Source organism: Mucilaginibacter sp. (assembly GCF_965225845.1).
In the GTDB taxonomy this organism is placed as follows: Bacteria; Bacteroidota; Bacteroidia; order Sphingobacteriales; family Sphingobacteriaceae; genus Mucilaginibacter.
Genome location: NZ_CBDDBL010000002.1, coordinates 1,548,678 through 1,573,415, shown reverse-complemented (window position 1 = coordinate 1,573,415; position 24,738 = coordinate 1,548,678). Strand labels below are relative to the sequence as shown.

The window sequence follows — 24,738 nt, the reverse complement described above, 5'->3', positions numbered from 1 at the left end:
ATGGCTGAAAAGAAAGCAAAAAGCGGCTTATTCAGAAAATTTATAATTGCTTTAGTACTTATAATTATAATAGCGCTTGGTATTACCTGTTTTAACTATTACATGAAATATTTCGGGCCAAATGTTACCTATAAACAGGAATATCTGTATATACATACAGGCGCTACTTATGCTGATGTTTATAAATCCATTCGCGATGAAGGTATAGTAAAAGACAGTACAACATTTGACTGGGCAGCCCAAAACATGAAATACGTACACCGTGTAAAAGCGGGTCGATACCATCTTCAGGCAGGCATGAGTAACCGGAAATTGATAAATGAGCTGGCATCGGGTACGCAATCGCCCGTTACCCTTGCTTTCCATACTATGCGCCTGAAAACCGATTTTGCAGGTTTTGTTGGTAAAAAAATAGAGCCAGATTCAAATACTATTATTCATTATTTAGATTCTGCAGATTACGTTAAGCAATATGGCTTTACAACTGATGACGTTTACACCATGTTTATACCAAATACTTATCAATTGTATTGGAATACATCGCCGGGTAAGTTCATTAAAAAAATGTATGGCGCCTACTTAAAATTTTGGAATCCGGAACGTACTGAAAAAGCAAAGGCCTTGGGATTGAGCCCTGTACAGGTATCTATATTAGCTTCAATTGTTGATGCTGAAGCACTGCATGATGATGAAATGCCAACTATCGCAGGGTTATATCTGAATCGGTTGAAAAAAGGCATGAAACTGGAATCAGATCCTACGGTGATCTTTGCTGAGAATGATTTTACTATCCACCGTGTATTGAATAAATACCTGACTATCAATTCACCATATAATACTTATTTACATACAGGTTTACCTCCGGGCCCGGTAATGATGCCTTCAACCAATGCTATCAATTCGGTATTGAATTATAAAAAGACTGATTATATTTATATGTGCGCAAAAGCTGATTTCTCGGGTTACCATGCCTTCGCAACTAATGTTACCGATCACTTAAAAAATGCGCATGCTTTTCAACAGGCGCTTAACGAGCGAAATATTAAGCGCTAATGTTTGAGTTCACCACAAAAATACGCGTACGCTACGGCGAAACTGACCAGATGGGCTATGTTTACTACGGTAACTATGCTGAGTTTTATGAGGTTGCCCGTGTAGAAATGATGCGCAGCCTGGGTATGACCTATAAGTCGATGGAAGATCAGGGAGTAATGATGCCTGTTGTGGAATTACATTGTAAATATTTAAAACCGGCTTTGTATGATCAGGAAATTAGTATTAAAGTTATTATAAACGAAATGCCGCGTGCCCGGATGCTGTTTAAATATGAGCTTATCAATGAAGCCGGTGAATTAATTAATACAGGTGAAACTTTGCTGGTTTTTGTGAATATGAAGACTAATCGAATTTGCTTTATCCCGGTAGAACTTTCAGATAAATTAAAACCATATTTTGAGTAGATTTGGTGTAGATGAGGTGGCTAAACCGTTTTTTATTACAATTTAAATTTTACCGGTCATTTACAAAGTGGACTCAATCCGTTAAACCCGCTGGATTTGGCACACTTTCTTTATATTCGGTAATCGTTTTTTTCATAGAAGAGTTTCTGACCGGGACGCTTGTAAATAAAGCTTCATCATTGGCTTATAGCTTTATGCTGGCTATTTTCCCGGCAACTATATTCATGTTTACCCTTATTCCCTATATCCCAATACATAATTTTCAGCAAAACCTTATCGATTTAATCTCGTTAGTATTACCCAATCAAAAGGCCACTCAGTTTTTCAACTCCAATATTGTTGATATCATTAAAAATCAAAACGGCAAGCTGCTTTCATTCGGTTTCTTATCAGCGTTGATTTTCGCGACAAATGGTGTAGCTAATTTAATGCGACAATTCAACAGGTCATCATTAGTATTAGAAACTCGTACGTGGCTTAAAAGACGCTGGATAGCGCTAGTGCTTACCATTTACATTAGTATATCATTACTAATAGCAATTGTTATTATGATAGGCGGCCAAACAGTTTTGGGTTTTCTACAAGCGCACCTGTTTACCAAACATCATTTTTGGTTATATATCTTTGCTCTAATCAGGTGGATAATCGTGATCATCATATTTTTTGTGACGGTATCCATACTATATCGTTACGGTCCGGCACATAAACAACGATGGGCTTTTTTTAATCCGGGATCAATATTAGCCACTTGTTTGGCAATTATAACATCTTTAGGATTTACTTATTATATTAATCATTTTGCATCTTATAACAAGATATATGGTTCTATCGGAACACTCATTGTTGTGATGCTTTGGTTGTACTTAAACTCGCTAATTATTTTGATGGGATTTGAATTAAACGCTAATATTGACTTTGCCAAACGCAATATTAAGGTGGTAAAGCCTAATTTTAACGAGTTTAAAATCGAAAAAGCAGATAAAACGAAAAAATAAGCAATTAAGTATCAAATGCTTAAAACTAAATTTACCTTAATTTAAAAAAAACGATTATCAAGTTTGCCAATTCGCCCCGGATTTGTACTTTTGTCCCCGGAGAGCTGGCAGAGTGGTCGATTGCGGCAGTCTTGAAAACTGTTGAACTGTGAAAGGTTCCTGGGGTTCGAATCCCTAGCTCTCCGCATAAAAATCAAAAAGATTAAACGCCTGAAATCAAACGATTTCAGGCGTTTCTGTTTGATAATATTCTTACATTCGATTAGAATATATAAATGTAAATGCAATCTAACCTGATAATTGAAAGTATCACCCGGCATATATCGCTTTCGGAAAACGAACAGCAGCATTTTTTATCATTGCTGCAACACAAAATATATAAACGAAAACAACTGGCTTTGCAGGATGGCCAAGTTTTCAAATATTCAACCTTTGTAATTCAAGGTTGCTTACGTGGGTATACTATTGACCATGATGGCAATGAACATGTTTTAAACTTTGCTCCTGCTGGCTGGTGGATCGCTGATATGTATAGCCTATTAACCCAAAAGCCTGGAATATTAAATATTGCTGCGTTGGAGGATACTGAGGTTTTACAGTTATCTAAATCAGACCAAGAAAAATTATACTATCAAATACCTCAATTTGAACGTTTCTTCCGAATTATTACTGAAAATTCTTTGGTAGCCTATCAACAGCGTGTAATTGATAATATGAGCATTACTGCAATGGAACGTTATCATAATTTTTGCAAGCGCTACCCTACCCTTATTCATTACCTGCCAAAAAAACAAATAGCATCATATATTGGCGTAACTCCTGAATTTTTTAGTCGGATGCAACATAAAATATTACTAAAAAGCGTTAAATAAAATGCTGTAATTTCTTAACCTATGTCATGTTTTTTAAGTTTACCTGATGGTAAATTTGTTCTATAAAAAAATAAAATTATGGCACAAACAATATATCACGCAGCTAACACACGCGGCAAAGCCGACTTTGGTTGGTTAAAAAGTTTTCACACATTCAGTTTCGGTCAATATTATAATCCTGAAAGAATGCATTTTGGCGCACTACGTGTTTTAAATGATGACACAGTTGATGGCGGTAAGGGATTTGGAAAGCACCCACATGATAACATGGAAATCATTTCGATACCATTACAAGGCGGTTTAAAACATTTGGATAGCATGGATAACATAGCGGTTATCAGTGACTGCGATATACAGGTAATGAGTGCGGGCACAGGAATTTTTCATGAAGAGCATAATGACGATCTGCATGATCAGGTGAAATTTTTACAAATATGGGTTTACCCCAATGTATTGGATGTTGAACCCCGGTATGATCAATTAACACTTAATAAAAATGACAGGCACAATAAACTGCAACAAGTGTTGTCACCTAATAAAAATGATGAAGGGGTATGGATATATCAAAATGCATGGTTTTATTTGGGAGATTTTGATAAAGGATTGAGCACAGAATATAAATTAAGAGCCGATGACAATGGTGTGTACATCTTTATGCTAAATGGTTCTGTAAAAATTAACGGACAGGTTTTAAACACCCGTGATGGTTTCGGCATTTGGGATACCGAAAGCTTCAATATTGATGTTTTAGAAAATGCTGAATTTTTATTGATGGAAGTTCCTATGATATTTTAGTTAACCCGATGAAGAAAATTGAAATATTGGTTATCGGAAAACATCCCGAAATTATGGCAACCATACTAAGGCTTATTAATAGTAAACCTGAATGGAACGGCAATATAGTTTTTTCAGTTTCGGAAGCAATAACACACAACGAAAAAATAGCATTAAATATGATTCTTATAGGAGCAGGCTTAACTGAGGAAGAAAAAAGCCAGGTAAGAGCCTACTTTAATGTACCCGTAATACAACATTATGGCGGTGGTAGTGGGTTGCTTTATGCTGAAATATACCAAGGATTGGAAAGGAAAAATTAAATATTAACCAAATGAATTAATAAAAAGTCTGTAATATTTATTACAGACTTTTTTTATATAGATAATATCATAGTATACATTGAGTTTAAATTTTTAAGGAAAAATTATCTGCCGGTTAACAGTAATATTTTAAAAAAAGTGATAAGGTTTAGGTGCTTTAAATATTTTATAGATGTTAACTAAAGCAATTAAGCCTTATATCACAAGAAATTTTTGCAACCAATATTTTATGTTCTAAATGTATACATCAGTAGCTTTTAAATAAAAAAAATTATACTAATTAAGTTTTTAGCTATATTAATTGCATTATTAGGGGCATGCTATTGTTTATAAAAATATGCCTATAAATAATCCTAAACCATTTTCATGATACTTTAACTTTTTGGGAGTTATTCAGTTTCAAATAATATCATACACACTATGGTTGTTAGGTTTAATCTGTTTAAAACAAATTGAATATGAATAACATCAAGTTTAGTCCACACATTTTTTTAAGGACACCAGCCTTAAGCTATACAGCATATAATAGCTCTAAAGAAATTATTAAAAGTCATTTTTTTCAATTGGCTATACTTTTTGCCAGCGAAAGCTTTTATATGGAGTTAAAAAAGTTTGACTTTGATTATGATCGCTTAGATAAGAAAATAAAATTAACAATTGAAAAATATGTTAACAGGATGTGTTACAGGCCAACACCATTCGGTTTATTTTCGTCATTTACCACTATTGATTGGGGTCTGCAAACAAATAACAATAATTGCATTTTAGGCAATAATATTATTTACATTAATCCTGATTTCCAGTTACAGATAAACTTAGGGCGCGAGTTGGAATTGTTGAAAGATTGCCGGGATATACTATACTTTTCAAATAAATCAATCTATAATATTAAGAATGAAAAACGATATTTAACTGTTAGATATGACAAACAACTTGACAGGAGTATATTTTCAATTGCTTCTTTCAAACCGGATAGATTGTTAAATAAAGTAATTTTATTTTGTAAAAACGGAAAAAATAAAAAAGAGATTGTCGAGTGGATTAGTTCTTTGATTGATAGGAACGACGGGATTATTGAGTATGTAGATGATTTAATTGCAGAAGGTTTGTTAATCTCAGAAATGCGGCCAAACTTTAACGGTAAAAAATATTTTGACAGATTATTAGCTGTAACAAATAATTATGATGACAAAAACGATACTTTAAATTTGATATGTAAGTATAAAAAGCTAGCTGATATTAAACAGATAGGTTTTATTAAACCGGAAAATTTAATAAAAGATTTTTCTAACCCAGTTGATACAAAAAATAAAAAATCAGCATTTTATGTTGGTTATGAAAAAGAGTCGTCTTCAGAATTAAGTATAAAATATCAGGAAGATTTAAGAGATGCTTTGTTTTGTCTTGATAAGTTAACCACTCCTCTTCAATCTAAATCCTTAAATGATTTTAAAGCAAAGTTTAGAGCAAAATTTGAAGATCAGGAAATATCGTTACTACAAGCGCTTGATCGTGAGGCAGGCATCGGATACGATGGCTTAGAATCAAATTTGTTTAACAGCGAACTATTAGATGGAATACAAATGGATTTGGAATCAAATAATCAAAATTTCGTTTGGACAGCAGTACATGAATACTTTTTAACGAAACTATCAAGTAAAATAGGGGATGTTATAACAATATCTGAAAAGGATCTTGAGAAAATTAAAAGTCACTCTAACTTAAAAACACCACCCAGTTTTTCTATAATATTTAGATTTTTTAATAACAAAATATGGATTGAACAAGTTGGTGGCTGTACTGCTTCATCTTTATTAGGAAGATTTACCCACTTCAACAAAAAAATATTTGAGAAAACATTAACAATTACTAAAGAAGAAAAAGAGCTAAATAAAGACATAATTTTTGCAGAGGTATCATGCTATAACGATGAGCATGCTGCTAATATAATGACTAACGCAGGAATTAGAGATTATGAAATCCCAATTGAAGTACACTCCCCGCTGAAAAAAAGTAATATTATTAACCTTTCTGATATTATGATTTCTCTATCAGGAGACGAAATTATTTTACGATCTAAAAAATTAAATAAAATTATTATACCGCGATTAAGTTCGGCGTATAATTATAACAGAAGTGACCTATCTATTTATCGCTTTTTATGTGATTTTCAATACCAGGGGTTGAAATCCAATTATAATTTTGAGCTTAAAACATTATTACCTGGCCTTACCTTTTACCCGCGCATTGAGTATAAAAATTGTATACTATCTCCAGCAACCTGGCTATTATCTATTGAGGAAATAAGCAAACTAACAGATAGTAAGAACAATGAAAGTTTTACAGTCTTAGCACGGGATATTAATTTAAGCCAGTGTTTTGCCTTTACAGAAGGTGATAATCAACTGGTTTTTGACCGTGATAAGCCAGAGTCGATAGCGATGTTTATTAATGTAATTAAAAACAAAAACTCTGTAATGCTACAAGAATATTTTATAGATGAGGCAGCTACTGTTAAAGCAGATGATAAAGCCCCATTGATAGGTCAGTTTACTGCGTCAGTGGTTAGCACAAGTCCTACTTACGTTGCACTCAATCCGATTTTAGTTAACCGTAAAACTAATGTTACGCAAAGAATATATTTACCGGGCGATGAGTGGCTATATTTTAAACTTTATTGCCATCCATCAATCGCAAACACAATTCTGACTAAGCGAATAAAACCTATCATTAATTTATTCAGGAAAAAATCAATTTTAAAATGCTGGTATTATATCAGGTATAATGATGTTGATAATCATTTAAGGATACGGGTTCAAATAAATAAAAATAATACAACAGAGTTAATTCAATACTTTGAAAAAACGTTCCGAAATTATGTGCAAAAAGGCAGTTTAAATAACTTTATGGTTGACACATACAAGAGAGAAATTGAAAAATATGGCGTCTTCACAATAACTTACGCCGAAAAGATGTTTGAAACCAGTAGTGATTTGGTAGTTAAATACTTAAATAATATAAGTAAATCGGAGACCAATTATTCTGAATTACACTTAGCCATTTTGTCAATATATAATATAATTAACATTTTTTTACCATTAAACATCGACAAAATAAATATTCTGAATTTAATTCATGAAAATATGAAACATGAATTTGAAGATAGTAAACAGGTGAAAGTACAATTAGATAACAAGTACCGAGAATATTCATCTTTTATTAGTAATATAGAATATTGTAATACTAATATTATTAAAATTACTGGTGCAAAAGAGTTTAACGCATTCTTAAATTCAACTCAAAAATTAAGAGAAAACGCACAATATCTATCTAAAAATCAGCTTTTTAAATTAATTGCCGATATTATGCACATGCATTTAAATAGAGTTTTTAGCGATAAGCAGCGTAAGCAGGAATTTATAATTTATTACTTAATAAATAAATATTTCCTATCAGTGGAAGCAAGACTTAAAAAAGAGTCATCAATGTTTTCTGGCGCTTCTAATGGTTTTGTTGTCAATAATATTAAAAAAGTTATCCTTAAATGAAATACCTATTGGCAATTCAGTGCCTTGGGGTAAAATTACATTATTACCGTCGATTGATTTTATCTTATTTAAGTTAATTAGGTAAGATTTGTGTATGCGTGAAAATTGATCTTGCGGAAGAGCTTTTTCTACTTCTTTCATTGAAAGGTAGGTTATGTGTTTACCGTCTGAGGTATATATTACTACATAGTTTTTCAGGCCTTCAATGTATGTTATATCTGAATAATTCAACTTCACCATTTTACCTTTAACACCGGGATTTATAAAAAAATATCCATCTGCAACTGGCAAACTATTTTGACTTTTTGTTCGAATAAGATTTTGAACTTTAGTAACTGATTTAGTAAAACGGTCAAAAGATATTGGTTTTAATAAAAAATCAGAGCCGTTTTTTTCAAATGCCTGCATCGCATAATTAGGAAATGCAGTAGTAAATATTACCGATGTAAATGAAGATATTATATCTGCAACGTCCAATCCTGATAGTTCCGGCATATCAACATCTAAAAATACAATGTCAACTGCTTTTTCTCTAATATCGTTTATAGCCATAAGTGGATTTATATTACTTCCAATCAGATCTAACCCGGGGAACTTATTAATATAGCCGGTGAGTGTATCAATCGCGTGCTCTTCATCATCAATTACATAACATGTATTCATATTTACAATTCAACTTTTAATGTCGATTTATATTCAGTTTCAGTATCTTCAATTATTAAATCATATTTATAGTACATAGCTAACCTTTTTTTTACATTCTCAATACCTATGCCATTGCTTCCGTAATGCTGTACTCTTTTCCTTTTTGTATTATAGGTTACAAAAGTAAGTGTGTTATCATTAATAATAACATTGATTTTTACAGGCTTTATTTCGTTTAACAAATCACCGTATTTGAAAATATTTTCTGTAAATGTGATCAGAACCAAAGGAATAATACGTAAACCTTCTATATCCCCGTTTATGTCCATATTAATTTGTAATCTTTTATTAAATCTGGCTTGGTTTAGTTTTATAAAATTAATGATATTTTCAACCTCTAATTCTAGACTTACCTTTCCATCACCATCTGCATTTGTTAACGCATAGCGCATTATGTCTGATAAAAGAAGTACACTTTCTGCAATTTCATCTGATAATTTTGAAACCGAATTGTATAAGAAATTTAACGTATTCAATAAAAAGTGAGGGTTTATCTGGGCCTTCAAGTAAGCATTTTCAAGTACTTGATTATCTAACTCGCTTTTTAATTTTAATTTTTCAAGATCAGCAATTTTTTTACGAGTATGAATAGTTGTTAATGCAAACCAATAACCTGTACTCAAAAAAATAAAGTAAATACCTCTCCATATCGAACGCATTATAAAAAGTTTATGATCTTGTGAGTCATCCGGTACTATTATTATGTTAAAAGCATGGTATATAGCATAAAGTCCTACCTTAAGTAAAACATACCATAATAATTCGCCCAGTATAAACAATATTAATAAAAAATAATTCCGCCTTTTATCATTAAGCGCTGACGGAAAAACTATATGAGCATTAAAATAGAACAAAAATATATATAAAAAATAATGCCCCGCATCATCCCAAAAGTTTGAAAATTTACCAGCAAAAAAAGCTCCTACAAGAACTTCGTAAGAAATAAAAACGGCCCAAAAAAAAATGTGTGGTTTTAGATCCGAGGTTTTAACAATCATAATATCAACCTTAGCAGGTTTAACAAACATAGCTATTTTATTAATTATGATTTTGCTGAATATACATTTGGCGTCAATGATTATAGTTGATATATATTATATGGGTATTGGTGTAATAACTTTTATAGATGGATAATGCTTTCATAAATTATGGTTTAATTAAAAAAAATCAGTATGAAAGCGACATCTCAAAAACTAAAAAAATTCAAGGTTAAACAAGTTTACGGTTTCAAAAAAGATAATTTTAGTAATATAGGATTAAATGAAACCACTACAGTTACAACTATACAAATAGTTGGTAATAAGTAATCAAGATAAACATCTTGTATAAGCCTTATCGATTAATTTTATGAAAAGATTAACAGATAAGGCTTTATGATTTAAACACATGAATAAGGGTTTTGCCATGTGCGGGCGCCTGATTGCAAAGAAGTTAAAAAAGTACCATTCCAGGCAATAGCTTCAACTGTATAAATAATATAATTTGTGAATTTGTTTGTGTTTTGTCTGTTTGAGCTTTTCGGATATAAACAGGTAGGTGACTTTTCATATTAACTGTCCCCAGTGCTATCTCTCCGCGTGGACCATTGATTATAATAATTAATGCTTCGGCAATTTTTCAGCTTCAGACTTTATTGTACCAATTATCTAGGGCGGCTACGATTGCCAACCCGTTTCATAACCTAAAAGGCCAATAATATTAGGGTTTTTATCAAAATTTTTTATAAACACTTTTAAAATATAGATTTTCCTTTCTGTCACTATAATAATCCCACGTAAAAGCATTTAAAGTTTCGGGATAATAATTATTATTTATTTCCATACTATATTCAACCATAAATGGATTAACAGATACTGGCAATGTATTAGAAATAGGAGCTGCATAAAAATTATTAAGAAATTGATGGCCCTCAAAGCCAGATAATTCAATGTATGAATGTGAGGGCATCTTACATGTAAAAACATCAACCAAGAGTTTTGTATCAGCAAATCCTTTTAAACTGTCAAGCTTTAAAATATACAAACGGCATTCCTATGCTCCTGCTGCTACAGTTCAGATTCTGAAACATTTATGCATATTATATCCTGCATCATAAACTACACAGCCAATTGCAGTTTTTCCACTAAACTTTAATTGCATCCATTTACCTATAACCCATTCACTTAATCGATAAGTCCAAACTTTGGTACCCGGGTGATATTTTGCATGAGGCTGGCCATTTAGCTTGCATGCCGCCAGATATTAGGCGCACAATGAGTGGTGGCCTTGAAAATAATGACATCCACCGCGCAGGAGAAATGATGGTTACTGCATGGTCATATGCTGCTTATGTGCACCTAAATGTTGATATAAAAATTGTGTTTCACGATTATTGTTACCGGAGCGGATCTGACAATATTATAGATATTTTGACAATGACCTTACCTTTGATGTGCCTATGTTGCAATGTAATAAAATGTGTTATGATCACAAAAAATGCAATCATAAATAGTGCGAAACCTTTCCCTATAATGATTAGCTAGACCTGTAAGATAAATAACTATGAAACTTTAGTATGATCATATTTTTAAAATTTGACAACAGCGCTTTGTTTAACTGTATAAAATTCATTATTTAGCAGTAGTTAAACAGTTAATCCTATTAATAAACCAATGACTAAACCGAATACTAATATTTTATATTTAGGTATCTTATTGCTTGCAGTATTAATAGCTGCTTATGCAAATCACTTTAACAACGGTTTTCATTTTGATGATTCACATGCAGTAGTTGATAATATACACATTCGTGATTTAAAAAACATCCCCCAGTTTTTTACGGATCCCAAAATGTTTAGCTCTGATCCTCTGCACTGGGGGTTAAGGCCTATTGTTACAACTACTCTTGCTATTGATTATTGGTTGGGCGGAGGGTTAACACCATTCTATTTCCAGTTATCAACATTTAGTTGGTTTGTATTGCTGGGTATTATGTTATACTTTATGTATCGTAATTTATTAGTAAAATCTATTAATCATAATTGGATTGATTATATAGCACTTGGTGCAACAGCTTGGTACATACTAAATACGGCTAATGCCGAAACTGTAAATTATATCATTTCCCGATCTGATGTAATATCAACAACTTGTATAGTAGCATCATTTTTAATATATATAGCTTATCCGCAAAAGCGCAAATTTGGTTTATATATTCTCCCGGCAATAATAGGTGTATTTACAAAAGAGACGGTGCTCGTTTTAATTATACTTTTATTCTTTTATATTATATTATTTGAAAATGAATTATCGGTTGGAGATTTGTTTAAATCAAAAAATTTTAAAAATATAACCACTGCAATTTGGCTGATTTTACCACTGATTGTTTTAGTAGTTTTTGCACAATATTATACTTTATCAAAAATTAAGTCTATATCTGGTATCACTAATCCATTTTTGGGTTATGTACTTACACAGGCTTGGGTTTGGCTGCATTATTTTATATCTTTCTTTTTACCATTAAATTTAAGTGCCGATACAGATCTCGGAGTTATATCAAATATTTTTGATGAGCGGATAATTTTGGGGTTAATTTTTGTAGTTGCTTTGATAGTAACCATATTTAAAACATCCTCCAAAAAAGAAACCAAACCCATAGCTTTTGGATTAATATGGTTTGCCGCCTCTTTGTTACCAACATCTTTAGCCCCTTTTGCCGAAGTTACAAATGATCACAGGATGTTTTTCCCATTCATAGGTTTATCATTTAGTGTAGTCACTTATATTGGACTCCGTATAATTAAGATAGAAAAAAAAATTACCAGCAATCAAAGTTTCAGAACAGCACTGGGAATTTGCATATTCTTAATATTAGGATTGAACGCTTACGGTATACACCAACGCGACAAGGTTTGGAATAATGATGAAAGTTTATGGTATGATGTAACAATCAAAAGTCCGTTAAATGGTCGCGGATTAATGAATTATGGCCTAACACAAATGGGTAAAGGAAACTATACAGTTGCGGAGCAATATTTTGAAAAAGCCGAGCAATATCTACCTTACTATAACACTTTGTTTATAAACATGGGTATTTTAGCCGGTGCTAGTAACAGGCCTGTTGATGCGGATGCGGATTTTAAGAAAGCGATTTCACTTAGCCCTAATACATACGATTCATACGCATTTTATGCCAGGTATCTAAAATCGTTTAACCGTGATGCCGAAGCTATACCTATGGCGCAGAAGGCTTTGCAAATAAATCCATATTCAGTTATTGCTTTACAAGTGTTAATGGGCGCTTATAATGATTTGAGCCAGTGGGATAGCTTAAAACAAGTTGCACAGCAAACTTTAGCAATTTTACCTAACGATACCGGTGCTAAAAATTATTTAAAAGCAGCAACCCAGCGCCAATCATTAACAACCAACACAATTATATCAAAACCCTTGTCAGCGGCTGATTATCTCAACATGAGCGTTGCCTATTATAACCAACAAAATTATCAAAAATGTATTGAGGCTTGTAAAATGGCGATTTCTTTAAAATCGGATGATGCTGATGCTTACAGTAATATGGGAGCGGCCTATAATCAGTTAAAACAATGGAAACAAGGCATTGCAGCTTGTGAAATGGCTTTAAAGATAAATCCTAATCATAAACTTGCAACTGGTAATTTAGAGTGGGCCAAAAAGGAATTAAATACTAAATAATTCTTTATCATGAAAACCAAACATAAAGCGCCAGGCAAGCCTACGAATGAGAAAAACTATACAGATGGCTTGATTTTTCGGCAATCGGCCTGGTGGAAACAGTTTTTCAATGTACAATATCCTTACAAAAGAAATATACAAAGTCTTAAACCCGGATTTGTATTAGATATTGGCTGCGGTATTGGCAGAAATTTACTGCATTTAAATGGAAATGGTATTGGAGTAGATCATAACCCCACTTCAATAGAGGTTTGTAAAAGCCGGGGGCTTAACGCATACACAATAGAAGATTTTCTAAACTCCCCCTATAATATTCCTGAAACGTTTGATTCCATATTATTGGCACATGTTGCAGAACATATGGCTGCTAACGACTTTATTCATTTATTGAAGCAATACATCTATTTGTTAAAAAAGGATGGAAAAATTATAGTAATAACGCCTCAGGAAAAAGGATTTAAATCAGATGATACACATGTACAATTTGTAGATTTTAATACTACAAAAAAGCTTCTGAAACAAGTTGGTTTTGAAACTATAAAACAATATTCCTTTCCGTTTTTTAGAATTGCCGGCCATTTTTTTAAATATAATGAATTTATAACCGTTGGAATTATTGCAATAATCTAATATAATTTACTTTCTTTAATATAATATTACCTACTTTACAGCTCCAAAGCTATAATTCAATATAAAGCGTATTACACCTGCTAACGGGCTGGATTGCTCACTGGCGGCACATATGAAAAATCAAGACCTAGATTATCAATCCGATAGCCAACACAGAGCGTAGTATAGTGCCCGTCGCTTTTATTGGGATTTTCATAAAAATAACTTCCTCTAATTGCAAGCTGATTGATGTTATTAAATAATAAATAATAAAACCATAAGCTCTATTATAATCGCATAAAATAGAAAATTTGTTGAGCTAAAATTGAGAGTTAATTAGCTTTACGCGTGGCTTGTTCAATATTATCCCACATTTCATCAGGAACCATTTCAAGCGCATTAAACTGGCCAGCACCCTGTAACCATTCACCACCATCAATAGTAACAACCTCGCCATTGATATAACCGGCAAAATCTGATATCAAAAACGCAGCAAGATTAGCTAACTCCTGGTGCTCACCTACCCTTTTTAACGGAACCCGATTTTTAAAATCTAACTTTTTAGTCATATCACCTGGCAATAATCGTTCCCACGCGCCTTTTGTCGGAAAAGGTCCGGGTGCTATTGCATTCGTGCGTATGCCGTGCCTGCCCCATTCAACAGCTAAGGAACGTGTCATGGCTAAAACGCCACCCTTTGCACAAGCAGATGGAACTACATAGGCAGACCCCGTAAATGCATAAGTAGTTACTATATTTAATATATTGCCGGGGATTTTTTCTGCTATCCAATATTTACCCAAGGCAAGGGAGCAATTAGCTGATCCTTTTAAAACGATATCAATCACTGCTGAAAAAGCATTTGGTGAGAGTCGTTCGGTAGGTGATATAAAGTTACCGGCGGCATTATTCATTAATGCATCTATCCTGCCAAATGAGCTAATAGCTTGTTTAAGCATATTTTCAACCTCATCATATTTACGAACGTCACAGGCAACGGCAATAACTTTACCTCCTGTTTCTACAGACATTTCATCAGCTGCTTGCTGCAAAACATCTAATTTACGACTAGTGATCACCAAATTAGCACCCAATTTTAAAAAATAAGTGCCCATAGAACGACCTAGGCCAGTACCACCACCAGTTATGATGATAGTTTTGCCTTTTAAGGCATCATCCCGTAACATACCCTGGTATGCAGTATTTGAATTGTTGCTGTCGCTCATTATTTTGACTTTAACTTTTCGATCATCATTTGTAAACCATTGCGAGTTTCGGGCGCCCACCATTGCTTAAGCATAATGGTTAAGGTTTCCTTATCATCCTGTTTTAATTTATTGATCAGGTCAGCACGTAAATTTAATTTGCTTGTGCTCCATGTAACCGGGTTAAATTGCATCAATGTCCTCGCCTTTTTTTCGGCAACATACAACAGGTTTTCAGCACTGCAAATTTCATCAACCAAGCCGGCATTATGCGCTTCAGTTGGATTTAGCAATTTACCGTCCATGATATATTGATAAGCTTTCTTTTCGCCAATACAAGATGAATACAACTTAAAAATTCCATCCGGAACAATAATTCCTACAGGAATTTCATTTAATCCTATGATAAATTGTCCTTCAGCCATTACCCGATAATCGCAACATAACGCTATGACACAGCCACCAGCCGGACTATGACCATTAATTGCAGCAATTAATGGTTTTTTAAATGAGCATAAAGCGCCGGGTAATGCCAGAAAATCTACCCAAAATTGTTTAATCTGTTCTTCATCGTAATCATAAGCTTCGATCAGATCTATCCCCGATGAAAAAAAGCCTGGCTTACCTGTAATAACTAATCCACTTACAGTATCGTCCCCATTTAATTGCTTAATGCAAGCAGCTAATTCCTTAACCATATCATGGTTAATCGGGTTTGATCGGCCACGATCTAAAGTAAGCGTTGCAAGCCCATTACTGGTGGTTATTTGAAATGTACTCATGATTACTGGGCTGGTATTAAAGATGGGTTTTCATTAGCCTCGCCAGCATACATCTTTTCAATTTCGGCTTCATATTTCTCCATGATAACTTTCCGCTTCATTTTTCCTGTAGGTGTAAGTTCACCGCTATCTATAGACCATTCATGAGGCAGCAAGGTGATTTTTTTAACCTGCTCCACGTGGTTAAATTCAGGATTAAAGGCATCAACAGCTGCTTGAAACAAGGCTATTACGCGGCTATCCTTAATTAATTCTTCGTGCGAGGTAAAAGGCACGTCGTGCTGCTTACACCATGGTAATAAATTGGTGTATGATGGTACAATAAGTGCCGCGGTGAATTTTTTGCCTGCACCCACAACCATCATTTGCTCAATGAAGTTATTTTCCTTCATTTTATTTTCAATAGGCAATGGTGCAACATATTTTCCGCCCGATGTTTTGAAGATCTCTTTTTTACGATCTGTGATTTTCAAAAAGCCGTTTGCATCAAGCTCGCCAATATCACCTGTGTGGAACCAACCGTCCTGTATAACCTCGGCTGTCAATTCAGGATTTTTATAATAACCGAGCATTATATTAGGCCCCATACAAAGTATTTCACCATCCGGGGCTATTTGTACACTTACTTTATCTAAAACTGTTCCTACAGTACCAAATTTTCTTTGAGGAGCATTATAATGATTTACGGCGATAACCGGGGATGTTTCAGTTAGCCCATAACCTTCCAAAACTGCCATGCCCGAAGCTGTAAATATTTTTTCGAGTTTGATTTGTGTAGCTGAACTACCAACTACTATCGCTTTTAAATTTCCCCCCACTGCAGCACGCCATTTACCATAAACCAACTTATCTGCAATGGCTAATTTAATACTGTACCAGGAACTGTTTCCGCTAATTTCATATTGCTCAGCTAACTTAACCGACCATAAAAATATTTTCCTTTTAGCACCGGAAAGTTTTTGCCCTTCAACCATAATGCGTTCAAATATCTTTTCAAGCAACCGGGGTACAGAGGTAAAAATTGACGGCTTAACATCGCGCATATTAGCACCGATCATATCTATACTTTCAGCGTATGAAATTGAAAAACCATAAAATAAATAGATATAAGTGCACATTTTTTCGAAAATGTGATTTAATGGAAGAAAACTAAATGCCCGTTTATCCGAAATTGGAACTTCGGCCAGCACATCGCCAGATGCTATTACATTGCTCAAGATATTTTTATGACTCAACATCACTCCTTTTGGCCTTCCTGTGGTACCGGATGTGTAGATGATGGTTGCAAGATCATCTTCCTTGATTTCATCACTGGCATCTTTTATTCTTTGCTGGTGATTATGGGTAAGTGGTTTTAATAAGGCAGTCCAATTATTGCAACTATCAATCTTGTCAAAAGAATAAATGCCTTTTAATGATGGAATATTGCCACTAACCTGTTTTATTTTTTCACAAAGTTCAGTGTTGCTCACAAACATTAGTTTTACCCCTGCTTCATTCAGTATCAGTTCAATTTCTTTAGTGCTTGTGTTAGGATATAACGGCACTAATACAGCACCGGTTAACTGTACAGCGAGATCGACAATAACCCATTCAGGTCTTCCGTTTCCAATCAACCCGATCTTATCCCGGGCTTCGCTTGTACCATCCCCAGCTGAAATACCCATATCCATCAGCGCGATAGCCAATTGATAGACCATGGTATGCACTTCCTGTGTGCTGTAGGAATGCCAATTGCCGTTCTCTTTAGCAATCAGGAGGTCGGCGCGGGGCTTGTCGGCCTGTATCGCCATGCAATCAAATAATCTTGTCGCTTTTTCCATTTTGCTATCGTTTATCGGCTTATTATTATAACATTTCAAATATTCCGGCTGCACCCTGGCCTGTACCTACACACATGGTAACCATGCCATATTTTTTATCGCGTTTTTTCAATTCGTTAAATAGCTGAACAGAAAGCTTTGCACCACTGCATCCCAGCGGGTGACCTAAAGCGATTGCACCACCATTTACATTGATCAGATCCGGGTTTAAATTCAATCCTTTAATTACCGCAAGCGATTGCGAAGCAAATGCCTCGTTCAATTCAAAAAGATCGATGTCGTCCTGTTTGATACCTGATTTTTCCAGCACTTTGGGAATAGCATAAAGCGGCCCGATTCCCATAATGCGTGGTGGCACACCAACAACAGCATAATCAACCAAACGTGCAATCGGAGTAAGATTATTTCGCTTCATGAAACGCTCGCTTACCACCATTACAAAGGCAGCGCCATCGCTGGTTTGTGAGGAGTTGCCGGCAGTTACTACGCCTTTGGCATCGAACACCGGTTTTAGCTTCGATAAAGCATCAATTGAAGTATCGGCACGCGGCCCTTCGTCCGTATCTATCTTAAAATCTCTTTTCTTCTTCCTGCCACTTTCATCAACATAAATTTCGGTCACATTAACAGGTACTATTTCATCTTTAAATGTGCCTGATGTAATTGCCTTTATGGCTTTTTGATGCGAATTATAGGCAAACTCATCCTGCTCTTCGCGACTGATATTGTACTCTTTTGCAACGGCTTCGGCGGTTAACCCCATACCCCAATAATAGTCGGGATGAGCCAACGCAACATCAGCGTTAGGAACAATCCTCCAGCCACCCATGGGTAATAAGCTCATGCTTTCTACCCCTCCGGCAATAATACAATCGGCAATACCGGCGTGTATTTTTGCTGACGCGATAGCAATACTTTCCAAACCAGAGGCGCAGTACCTGTTCACGGTCATTCCCGGTACTTTATCGGTATCGAGCGCCATCAACGATATCAATCGTGCAACGTTTAAGCCTTGCTCCGCTTCGGGTGTGGCGTTACCTACAATAACGTCCTCGATTTGATCTTTGTCTACATTTGGAACTGATGCCACCAAATGCTTAATAACATCCGCTGCAAGCGTATCCGGACGGGTAAATCTGAATCCGCCACGGGTTGCTTTCCCAACTGCGCTGCGGCTGGCCGCCACTATATATGCGTTCATATCTTTTTTTTATATTGTTTAGCAGATCAAGAATCAATAGCCAAGATTGAAGAAAAACGGCTTCTATTCTTATCTTGATTCCCGACTCTTTGCTTTTGGTTCTAATTCCTTAGTACTTTACCGCCTGTTAATATCGACTGGATCCGCTCCAATGTCTTACGCTCTGTACAAAGCGACACAAACGCTTCTCTTTCCAATCCTAACAGGTAATCTTCACTCACTACAGTTGGTTGTGATAAATCTGCACCAGCTAATACATAAGCAAGTTTCTGCGAGATCTTGACATCATGCTCGCTGATGTAATTACCGCTATACATGGTATTTGCACCAACATATCCCAAACCTAAAGCCTGTTTACCTAATACGCGAATATCTTTGCGTGGCGTAGGCTGTACATATCCCTCATCAGCCATTTGCAGGCAATGCTGTTTAGCCTCGGCTAATAAACGATTGCGTGATACCACAACCACATCGCGATCTTTTTTAAGATAACCGTAATCAAATGCTTCATAAGCCGAAGTGGATACTTTTGCCTGGCCGATGGTCAAGAAACGATCACGGAAATTATTCATTTCGATATCGCCATCCTGTAATTCATCGGATAATCTTAAAGCAAATTCCTTGGTGCCACCGCCGCCGGGGATCAAGCCTACACCAAATTCAACTAAGCCCATGTAAAGCTCGGCATGGGCAATCACTTTATCAGCATGCAGGCAAATTTCGCAACCACCGCCTAAAGCCATTTGATGCGGCGCAACTACAACCGGGATTGATGAATACCTAACCCGCATCATTGTATTTTGGAATGCTTTGATAACCATGTTCAGTTCGTCAAACTCCTGGTCTACTGCGAGCATGAATATCATTCCTACATTTGCTCCTGCGCTAAAATTCGCACCTTCGTTTGAGATGACTAAGCCTTTATAGCTTGTTTCAGCAAGCGTGATGGCTTTATTGATTCCTTCAATCACTTCACTGCCAATGGTATTCATTTTGGTGTGAAATTCCAGGTTAATAATTCCATCGCCAATATCGGTAATGGTAGTGCCGCTGTTTTTCCAAATAGTATGTGTTGGACGAATGTTATCGAGCAGGATAAATTGCTCTGTACCCGGTATTATTTTATAGCTTTTAGATGGGATATCGTAGTACAAACGTTTACCACCTTCTACTTTGTAAAATGATTGCGCACCGGATGCAAGCATATCATAAACCCATTGCGCGGATTTATTGCCCGATGCTTCCATCGCTTTTACAGTATCGGCAACGCCCAAGGCATCCCATTTTTCAAATGGCCCCATTTCCCAGCCGAAACCGGCGTTCATGGCGGAATCTATCTTATAAAGCTCATCTGAAATTTCAGGGATGCGATTACTTGAGTAAGCAAATAATTGATAAAATGTCGAGCGGTAAAAATCGCCTGCTTTATCTTTAGCTGCGAATAAAATTTTAAGGCGATCTTTTAAGCTATCGACTGTTTTTGTAGTTTCCAGCGATGCAAATTTTACTTTTTGAGATGGTTTGTATTCCAGCGTTTTCAAATCAAGCGCGAAGAATTGGTTTGCGCCATTTACTTTTTCTTTTTTGTAGAAACCCTGGCCTGTTTTGCTGCCTAACCAGTTGTTTTTTACCATGCCGGTTACAAATTCAGGAATCTGGAATAGTTCTTTCGCTTCATCGTCCGGTGCATTTTCAGCCAATCCATTGGCTACATGAACCATAGTATCTAAGCCAACCACATCATTGGTTCTGAATGTTGCTGATTTTGGGTGACCAATGACTGGGCCTGTCAATTTATCAACTTCTTCAACCGTCATGCCTGTTTTATCTACATAATGTAAAACGCTCATAATGCTAAACACGCCGATTCGGTTACCAATAAAGGCAGGTGTATCTTTAGCTAAAACCGTAGTTTTGCCGAGATACTTTTCGCCATAAAGCATCAGAAAGTCAACAACACTGCTTAGTGTATCTTTTGTCGGGATGATCTCCAATAATTTCAGATAGCGCGGAGGGTTGAAAAAGTGAGTTCCGCAGAAATGTTGTTTAAAATCTTCGCTCCTGCCTTCAGTCATTAAATGGATCGGGATGCCGGATGTATTTGACGTGATCAATGTACCTGTTTTACGATACTTTTCAACCGTTTCAAATACTTTTTGCTTGATGTCCAAACGTTCCACCACAACCTCGATCACCCAATCACAATCGGCGATTTTATCCATGTCATCATCAAAATTCCCGGTAGTAATACGCTTAGCAAATGATTTTGAATAGATGGGCGATGGATTTGATTTTAAGGCAAACGCCAATGCATCATCAACAATTTTATTGCGGGCTTTTTTGTCGCCTGCCGGTGCATCTTTGGGTAAAATATCAAGCAGCAATACCTGCAGCCCGATATTGGCGAAATGACAAGCAATCCTGCTACCCATAATACCTGAGCCAAGTACAGCAACCTTTTTTATAATTCGTTTAGCAACCATTAGTTCTGCTTATGTTTCTGTTAAATAAATATCTCTATTCTACTCTTGTCCAAGTAGTTGTACGTCCAAAAAGTGAAATACCAATATAGCCGCGTATATCTAAAGTTTTGCCTTTATAGGTCATAGTACACGAGTATGTTTTGCCATTGAGCGGATCGTAAATTTTTCCGTCGGTGTATTTCTTATCGCCGTCTTTTACAAAATCAGCCAAAACAGGTAGTCCTAATCTTGGCCTGCTGCGCAAGCTTGGATCCTGGTTTAATTCATCAACTTTAGGTTTACCATTTTTTAGTGGTTCACGCAGCCAAACAACTTTGCCGTAAAACTTGCCGTTTGCCGCTTTGGTGATGAGTATTTTGCCACTTTTAACATCATTATACCATAAACCTTCAATTTGATCTGTCTGCGATTTCGCTGAAAGGCTAATCGAAGTAATGGCTAAAACTAAAACCACAAGCTTGATGAAATACTTTTTTTGTACTGACATTTTTGTAAAGATTAATACCGGTTAATAATTCGATTATTGAGAATAGACTAACAAGATATGCAAAACATATCAAAACAGTTCACCCTTTACAGACGAATAAAATAACACGGCAATTAATAGTTTATATCGGTTTTACTATAACAAATATCCCTTTACAAAGGCTATTACAAAGGGCTAAATGGCGGAAACATTTGTCAAAATTACGGATAGTTTGACCTGGCTTCCTGAATATGCCGAAAAAAGTCCGGCTTCTGTTTAATTGGTTTTTAATTTCTCTACAAGAGCGACATATTGTTGCATGGCATCGTCTGTCGATGTGCCTTTCAAGCTTGTCCATGCATTATATTTTGCTTGTGCCACAAAATCAAACATGGCTGGCTTTTCGCCGTTTACATCGCCTTCGGTTGCTTGTTTATACAGGCTGTAAAGCTGTAAAAGCGTTTCGTTATCCGGTCGTTTTGGGATCTCTTTGCTTTCAAGAACTGCTTTATTAAAGTTTTCTTTTAGTGTCATCATGTTAGATTTTAGGTTTTACCCGCTCTTCGATATAATCATCTCCTTTAGGCGAGTTCATAAAGTGGATCATCAATTCAGCAGGTAAAGCTGCAAGTTTTCTTTTTTCAAGATCGATCCAGGCACCGTCAACAATAATGGTAGCCGCCTTAATGCCATCGCTGCGAAACACCTCGTGGCGCATTGTCCAGCGTGAACCATCCGCTCTTGATTTGATTAGCTCGCATGATATTTTGATCCGCTCATTAATTCCAACTTCTCGTGTGTAAAACAACTCTTCCCTGAATAATACAGGGCCAATGTTATATTTCAGCAGTTCTTTAAGATCAAGGCCCAGGCATTCCATCATGGTTAGCCTTGCCTGTGCGCCAAAATCGGCATAGGCAGAATGTCGCATATGCTGGTTGGCATCAATCTGCGACCATAAAACCTGCCCCTCATAAAACACATTCATAACGTATTTTATTTATGTTGTTTGAATTTTTTAACCGCTTCGGTAAGCTTTGGCAGTATTTCTAAAGCATCACCAACAACTCCGTAGTTAGCTGCTTTAAAGAATGGCGCTTCAGGATCTTTATTGATCACAACAATAACCTTTGAACCATTTACACCTGCCAAGTGCTGGATAGCACCCGAGATACCAACCGCGATATATAAATTAGGGCGAACTGTACCACCGGTTTGACCAACATGCTCATGGTGAGGCCTCCAGCCTGCGTCAGCAACCGGGCGCGAACATGCGGTTGCTGCACCTAATTCGTGCGCCAGGTCTTCAATCAATCCCCAGTTTTCAGGGCCTTTCATACCACGACCACCAGATACCACCAGTTCCGCATCAGCTAATGATACCTCACCGGTTACTTTATTAACCGATTTTACTTTAATACCGAAGTCTTTATCGCCAAAAATAACATCCAGTTTTTCAATAGCTGCCTTACCGCTGCCAGGCGCTACTGGAAATGAATTAGCCATTAAAGTAATCACTTTAACATCGCTGGTAATATTTACAAATGCAAAGGCTTTACCTGAGAATACAGCCTTTTTTATCACAAAGCCTTTTTCCAGGTCAGGATACGATAACGCACCTGCTACCAAGCCCGCTTTTAGTTTTACCGCAACGCGCGGCGCTACCGCCCTGCCATTAATATCATGTAAAGCAATGATAATCTTGCTGTTTTCTTTCTGCGCAGCACTAACTAAAGCTGTTGCGTAGGCACGGGCATGTAATTCATTCAGGCGCTCATCAGCAACGTGCAGTACTTTTTGTATTCCATAGGCGCCTAAATTCTCTAATTCGCTATCAGCAATTGCACCTAAAACCAATGCGGTAGCAGTTGTATTTGCTTTTTTGGCTATCTCGGCAGCGTATTGTACAGCCTCGAAGCTTTTCTTTTTTATGTTTCCATCGGTGTGTTCCACCAATACTAATACAGACATCTCTTTCGGATTTTAATTAAATAACTTTTGCTTCGGAATGCAACAACTCAACCAGCTCGTCCATATTATCCGGACTAACCATCTTCACTCCTGCTTTAGCAGGCGGCATTTCGTATGATAAAATTGCAGTTACTGCTGCACTTGCAGCCGGTGTAACTACGTTTAAGGGCTTAGTACGTGCAGCCATAATGCCACGCATGTTTGGTATGCGTGCTTCGGCAACACCTTTCTGGCAAGAGATCACGACCGGGAAATTAACGATGTCAGTTTCTTCACCTCCTTCAATTTCACGGGTTACGATTGCTGTAGTTTCTTCAGCTTCAATTTTTGTCGCAAAGCCAATATAATCAGCATCTAATAGTTCAGCTATCATTACGCCTGTTGAACCATTGTTGTAATCAATAGATTCCTTTCCGCATAAAATAAGATCGTAACCTACAATTTTAGCGTATTCTGCTATGTAATTAGCTGTTTGGGATGCATCATTGCTGTCGGCATCAATCCTTACTGCCATATCGCCACCTAATGCCAATGCTTTACGAATTACCGGCTCCGTATCGGCTTTGCCAACAGTTATTAAATGAACATCGGTAGCAATGCCACTTTCCTTTAGTTCAAGGGCACGCACAAGCGCATACCACTCATCGTAAGGATTAATGATGTAAGTTGTACCCTGCGAGTTTACAGCGGTATCGTTGTCTTTCAGCATAATTTTGGTGCTGGTATCCGGCACCTGGCTTATGCAAACTAAAATTTTCATGTGTTAGATTTATATTTACCCCTCTAGATCTCCCCGAAGGAGAGACTTTATAAACCTCTCCTTTGGAAAG

22 protein-coding genes and 1 tRNA gene are annotated in these 24,738 nt (G+C 36.1%); 11 read left to right on the top strand and 12 right to left on the bottom strand.

What is annotated here, in order from left to right; genetic code table 11:
- The 8 genes from mltG (at position 1) to ACYZ0U_RS10875 (ending at position 7,972) form a co-directional block, all read left to right on the top strand.
- On the top strand, positions 1 to 1,053 hold the full coding sequence (gene mltG / locus ACYZ0U_RS10910; RefSeq protein WP_461452143.1) for an endolytic transglycosylase MltG: 1,053 nt from the start codon (positions 1 to 3) through the stop codon (positions 1,051 to 1,053).
- Positions 1,053 to 1,460, top strand: a complete 408-nt coding sequence (locus ACYZ0U_RS10905) for an acyl-CoA thioesterase (RefSeq protein ID WP_461452141.1) — start codon at positions 1,053 to 1,055, stop codon at positions 1,458 to 1,460. The genes mltG and ACYZ0U_RS10905 overlap by 1 nt, the downstream gene beginning before the upstream one ends.
- Positions 1,461 to 1,471: 11 nt before the next feature.
- A complete protein-coding gene (locus tag ACYZ0U_RS10900; protein ID WP_461452139.1) occupies positions 1,472 to 2,455 on the top strand; it encodes a YihY/virulence factor BrkB family protein in 984 nt (327 codons plus the stop codon).
- Between the two features lie 98 nt (positions 2,456 to 2,553).
- Positions 2,554 to 2,640, top strand: a tRNA-Ser gene (locus tag ACYZ0U_RS10895).
- Positions 2,641 to 2,736: 96 nt separating this feature from the next.
- Positions 2,737 to 3,327, top strand: coding sequence for a Crp/Fnr family transcriptional regulator (locus ACYZ0U_RS10890; protein WP_461452138.1), 591 nt, complete (start codon positions 2,737 to 2,739; stop codon positions 3,325 to 3,327).
- Positions 3,328 to 3,405: 78 nt separating this feature from the next.
- Entirely contained in the window at positions 3,406 to 4,122 is a 717-nt protein-coding gene (locus ACYZ0U_RS10885; protein ID WP_461452136.1) for a pirin family protein, read from the top strand.
- 8 nt (positions 4,123 to 4,130) lie between these two features.
- Complete coding sequence (locus ACYZ0U_RS10880; RefSeq protein ID WP_461452135.1) at positions 4,131 to 4,424, top strand: hypothetical protein; 294 nt, start codon at positions 4,131 to 4,133, stop codon at positions 4,422 to 4,424.
- 458 nt (positions 4,425 to 4,882) lie between these two features.
- Positions 4,883 to 7,972 (top strand): lantibiotic dehydratase, encoded by a 3,090-nt coding sequence (locus ACYZ0U_RS10875; protein ID WP_461452133.1) that lies wholly within the window; start codon positions 4,883 to 4,885, stop codon positions 7,970 to 7,972.
- Here the strand turns inward: ACYZ0U_RS10875 and ACYZ0U_RS10870 are convergent.
- A complete protein-coding gene (locus ACYZ0U_RS10870) occupies positions 7,907 to 8,635 on the bottom strand; it encodes a LytR/AlgR family response regulator transcription factor (RefSeq protein WP_461452131.1) in 729 nt (242 codons plus the stop codon). The two genes, ACYZ0U_RS10875 and ACYZ0U_RS10870, sit on opposite strands and share 66 nt — an antisense overlap.
- A gap of 2 nt (positions 8,636 to 8,637) precedes the next feature.
- Complete coding sequence (locus ACYZ0U_RS10865) at positions 8,638 to 9,705, bottom strand: sensor histidine kinase (protein WP_461452129.1); 1,068 nt, start codon at positions 9,703 to 9,705, stop codon at positions 8,638 to 8,640.
- Between the two features lie 144 nt (positions 9,706 to 9,849).
- On the opposite strand from ACYZ0U_RS10865, the gene ACYZ0U_RS10860 reads away from it, so the two are divergent.
- The 3 genes from ACYZ0U_RS10860 (at position 9,850) to ACYZ0U_RS10850 (ending at position 13,998) form a co-directional block, all read left to right on the top strand.
- The gene (locus ACYZ0U_RS10860; protein WP_461452127.1) at positions 9,850 to 9,984 is read left to right on the top strand and encodes a hypothetical protein; all 135 of its coding nucleotides are present in this window, start codon (positions 9,850 to 9,852) and stop codon (positions 9,982 to 9,984) included.
- Between the two features lie 1,344 nt (positions 9,985 to 11,328).
- Positions 11,329 to 13,368 carry a tetratricopeptide repeat protein gene (locus ACYZ0U_RS10855; protein ID WP_461452125.1) on the top strand — a complete coding sequence of 680 codons (2,040 nt, stop codon included), beginning with the start codon at positions 11,329 to 11,331 and terminating at the stop codon, positions 13,366 to 13,368.
- A 9-nt stretch (positions 13,369 to 13,377) separates the two neighbouring features.
- Entirely contained in the window at positions 13,378 to 13,998 is a 621-nt protein-coding gene (locus tag ACYZ0U_RS10850; protein WP_461452123.1) for a class I SAM-dependent methyltransferase, read from the top strand.
- Between the two features lie 311 nt (positions 13,999 to 14,309).
- On the opposite strand, the gene ACYZ0U_RS10845 is transcribed toward ACYZ0U_RS10850, so the two are convergent.
- The 10 genes from ACYZ0U_RS10845 to ACYZ0U_RS10800 form a co-directional block, all read right to left on the bottom strand.
- Entirely contained in the window at positions 14,310 to 15,203 is an 894-nt protein-coding gene (locus ACYZ0U_RS10845; RefSeq protein WP_461452122.1) for an SDR family oxidoreductase, read from the bottom strand.
- The gene (locus ACYZ0U_RS10840) at positions 15,203 to 15,964 is read right to left on the bottom strand and encodes an enoyl-CoA hydratase/isomerase family protein (protein WP_461452120.1); all 762 of its coding nucleotides are present in this window, start codon (positions 15,962 to 15,964) and stop codon (positions 15,203 to 15,205) included. Before ACYZ0U_RS10840 ends, ACYZ0U_RS10845 begins: the two co-directional genes overlap by 1 nt.
- Positions 15,965 to 15,966: 2 nt before the next feature.
- The gene (locus ACYZ0U_RS10835; protein WP_461452118.1) at positions 15,967 to 17,787 is read right to left on the bottom strand and encodes an AMP-dependent synthetase/ligase; all 1,821 of its coding nucleotides are present in this window, start codon (positions 17,785 to 17,787) and stop codon (positions 15,967 to 15,969) included.
- Positions 17,788 to 17,812: 25 nt separating this feature from the next.
- Positions 17,813 to 18,988 carry an acetyl-CoA C-acyltransferase gene (locus ACYZ0U_RS10830; protein ID WP_461452116.1) on the bottom strand — a complete coding sequence of 392 codons (1,176 nt, stop codon included), beginning with the start codon at positions 18,986 to 18,988 and terminating at the stop codon, positions 17,813 to 17,815.
- A gap of 101 nt (positions 18,989 to 19,089) precedes the next feature.
- The gene (locus tag ACYZ0U_RS10825; protein ID WP_461452114.1) at positions 19,090 to 21,471 is read right to left on the bottom strand and encodes a 3-hydroxyacyl-CoA dehydrogenase/enoyl-CoA hydratase family protein; all 2,382 of its coding nucleotides are present in this window, start codon (positions 21,469 to 21,471) and stop codon (positions 19,090 to 19,092) included.
- Between the two features lie 34 nt (positions 21,472 to 21,505).
- Positions 21,506 to 21,958 carry a DUF2147 domain-containing protein gene (locus ACYZ0U_RS10820; RefSeq protein WP_461452112.1) on the bottom strand — a complete coding sequence of 151 codons (453 nt, stop codon included), beginning with the start codon at positions 21,956 to 21,958 and terminating at the stop codon, positions 21,506 to 21,508.
- Between the two features lie 255 nt (positions 21,959 to 22,213).
- A complete protein-coding gene (locus ACYZ0U_RS10815; RefSeq protein ID WP_461452110.1) occupies positions 22,214 to 22,474 on the bottom strand; it encodes an acyl-CoA-binding protein in 261 nt (86 codons plus the stop codon).
- 1 nt (position 22,475) lies between these two features.
- The gene (locus ACYZ0U_RS10810; protein ID WP_461452109.1) at positions 22,476 to 22,925 is read right to left on the bottom strand and encodes an acyl-CoA thioesterase; all 450 of its coding nucleotides are present in this window, start codon (positions 22,923 to 22,925) and stop codon (positions 22,476 to 22,478) included.
- An 8-nt stretch (positions 22,926 to 22,933) separates the two neighbouring features.
- Positions 22,934 to 23,908 (bottom strand): electron transfer flavoprotein subunit alpha/FixB family protein, encoded by a 975-nt coding sequence (locus tag ACYZ0U_RS10805; RefSeq protein WP_461452107.1) that lies wholly within the window; start codon positions 23,906 to 23,908, stop codon positions 22,934 to 22,936.
- A gap of 16 nt (positions 23,909 to 23,924) precedes the next feature.
- Positions 23,925 to 24,668: an electron transfer flavoprotein subunit beta/FixA family protein gene (locus tag ACYZ0U_RS10800; RefSeq protein ID WP_461452105.1), complete on the bottom strand. Its 744-nt coding sequence runs from the start codon at positions 24,666 to 24,668 to the stop codon at positions 23,925 to 23,927.
- Between the last annotated feature and the right edge of the window lie 70 nt (positions 24,669 to 24,738).

Coding starts and splice junctions, on each gene's coding strand:
- mltG (WP_461452143.1), top strand. CDS start 1: ATGGCTGAAAAGAAAGCAAAAAGCGGCTTATTCAGAAAATTTATAATT.
- ACYZ0U_RS10905 (WP_461452141.1), top strand. CDS start 1,053: ATGTTTGAGTTCACCACAAAAATACGCGTACGCTACGGCGAAACTGAC.
- ACYZ0U_RS10900 (WP_461452139.1), top strand. CDS start 1,472: ATGAGGTGGCTAAACCGTTTTTTATTACAATTTAAATTTTACCGGTCA.
- ACYZ0U_RS10890 (WP_461452138.1), top strand. CDS start 2,737: ATGCAATCTAACCTGATAATTGAAAGTATCACCCGGCATATATCGCTT.
- ACYZ0U_RS10885 (WP_461452136.1), top strand. CDS start 3,406: ATGGCACAAACAATATATCACGCAGCTAACACACGCGGCAAAGCCGAC.
- ACYZ0U_RS10880 (WP_461452135.1), top strand. CDS start 4,131: ATGAAGAAAATTGAAATATTGGTTATCGGAAAACATCCCGAAATTATG.
- ACYZ0U_RS10875 (WP_461452133.1), top strand. CDS start 4,883: ATGAATAACATCAAGTTTAGTCCACACATTTTTTTAAGGACACCAGCC.
- ACYZ0U_RS10870 (WP_461452131.1), bottom strand. CDS start 8,635: ATGAATACATGTTATGTAATTGATGATGAAGAGCACGCGATTGATACA.
- ACYZ0U_RS10865 (WP_461452129.1), bottom strand. CDS start 9,705: ATGTTTGTTAAACCTGCTAAGGTTGATATTATGATTGTTAAAACCTCG.
- ACYZ0U_RS10860 (WP_461452127.1), top strand. CDS start 9,850: ATGAAAGCGACATCTCAAAAACTAAAAAAATTCAAGGTTAAACAAGTT.
- ACYZ0U_RS10855 (WP_461452125.1), top strand. CDS start 11,329: ATGACTAAACCGAATACTAATATTTTATATTTAGGTATCTTATTGCTT.
- ACYZ0U_RS10850 (WP_461452123.1), top strand. CDS start 13,378: ATGAAAACCAAACATAAAGCGCCAGGCAAGCCTACGAATGAGAAAAAC.
- ACYZ0U_RS10845 (WP_461452122.1), bottom strand. CDS start 15,203: ATGAGCGACAGCAACAATTCAAATACTGCATACCAGGGTATGTTACGG.
- ACYZ0U_RS10840 (WP_461452120.1), bottom strand. CDS start 15,964: ATGAGTACATTTCAAATAACCACCAGTAATGGGCTTGCAACGCTTACT.
- ACYZ0U_RS10835 (WP_461452118.1), bottom strand. CDS start 17,787: ATGGAAAAAGCGACAAGATTATTTGATTGCATGGCGATACAGGCCGAC.
- ACYZ0U_RS10830 (WP_461452116.1), bottom strand. CDS start 18,988: ATGAACGCATATATAGTGGCGGCCAGCCGCAGCGCAGTTGGGAAAGCA.
- ACYZ0U_RS10825 (WP_461452114.1), bottom strand. CDS start 21,471: ATGGTTGCTAAACGAATTATAAAAAAGGTTGCTGTACTTGGCTCAGGT.
- ACYZ0U_RS10820 (WP_461452112.1), bottom strand. CDS start 21,958: ATGTCAGTACAAAAAAAGTATTTCATCAAGCTTGTGGTTTTAGTTTTA.
- ACYZ0U_RS10815 (WP_461452110.1), bottom strand. CDS start 22,474: ATGATGACACTAAAAGAAAACTTTAATAAAGCAGTTCTTGAAAGCAAA.
- ACYZ0U_RS10810 (WP_461452109.1), bottom strand. CDS start 22,925: ATGAATGTGTTTTATGAGGGGCAGGTTTTATGGTCGCAGATTGATGCC.
- ACYZ0U_RS10805 (WP_461452107.1), bottom strand. CDS start 23,908: ATGTCTGTATTAGTATTGGTGGAACACACCGATGGAAACATAAAAAAG.
- ACYZ0U_RS10800 (WP_461452105.1), bottom strand. CDS start 24,668: ATGAAAATTTTAGTTTGCATAAGCCAGGTGCCGGATACCAGCACCAAA.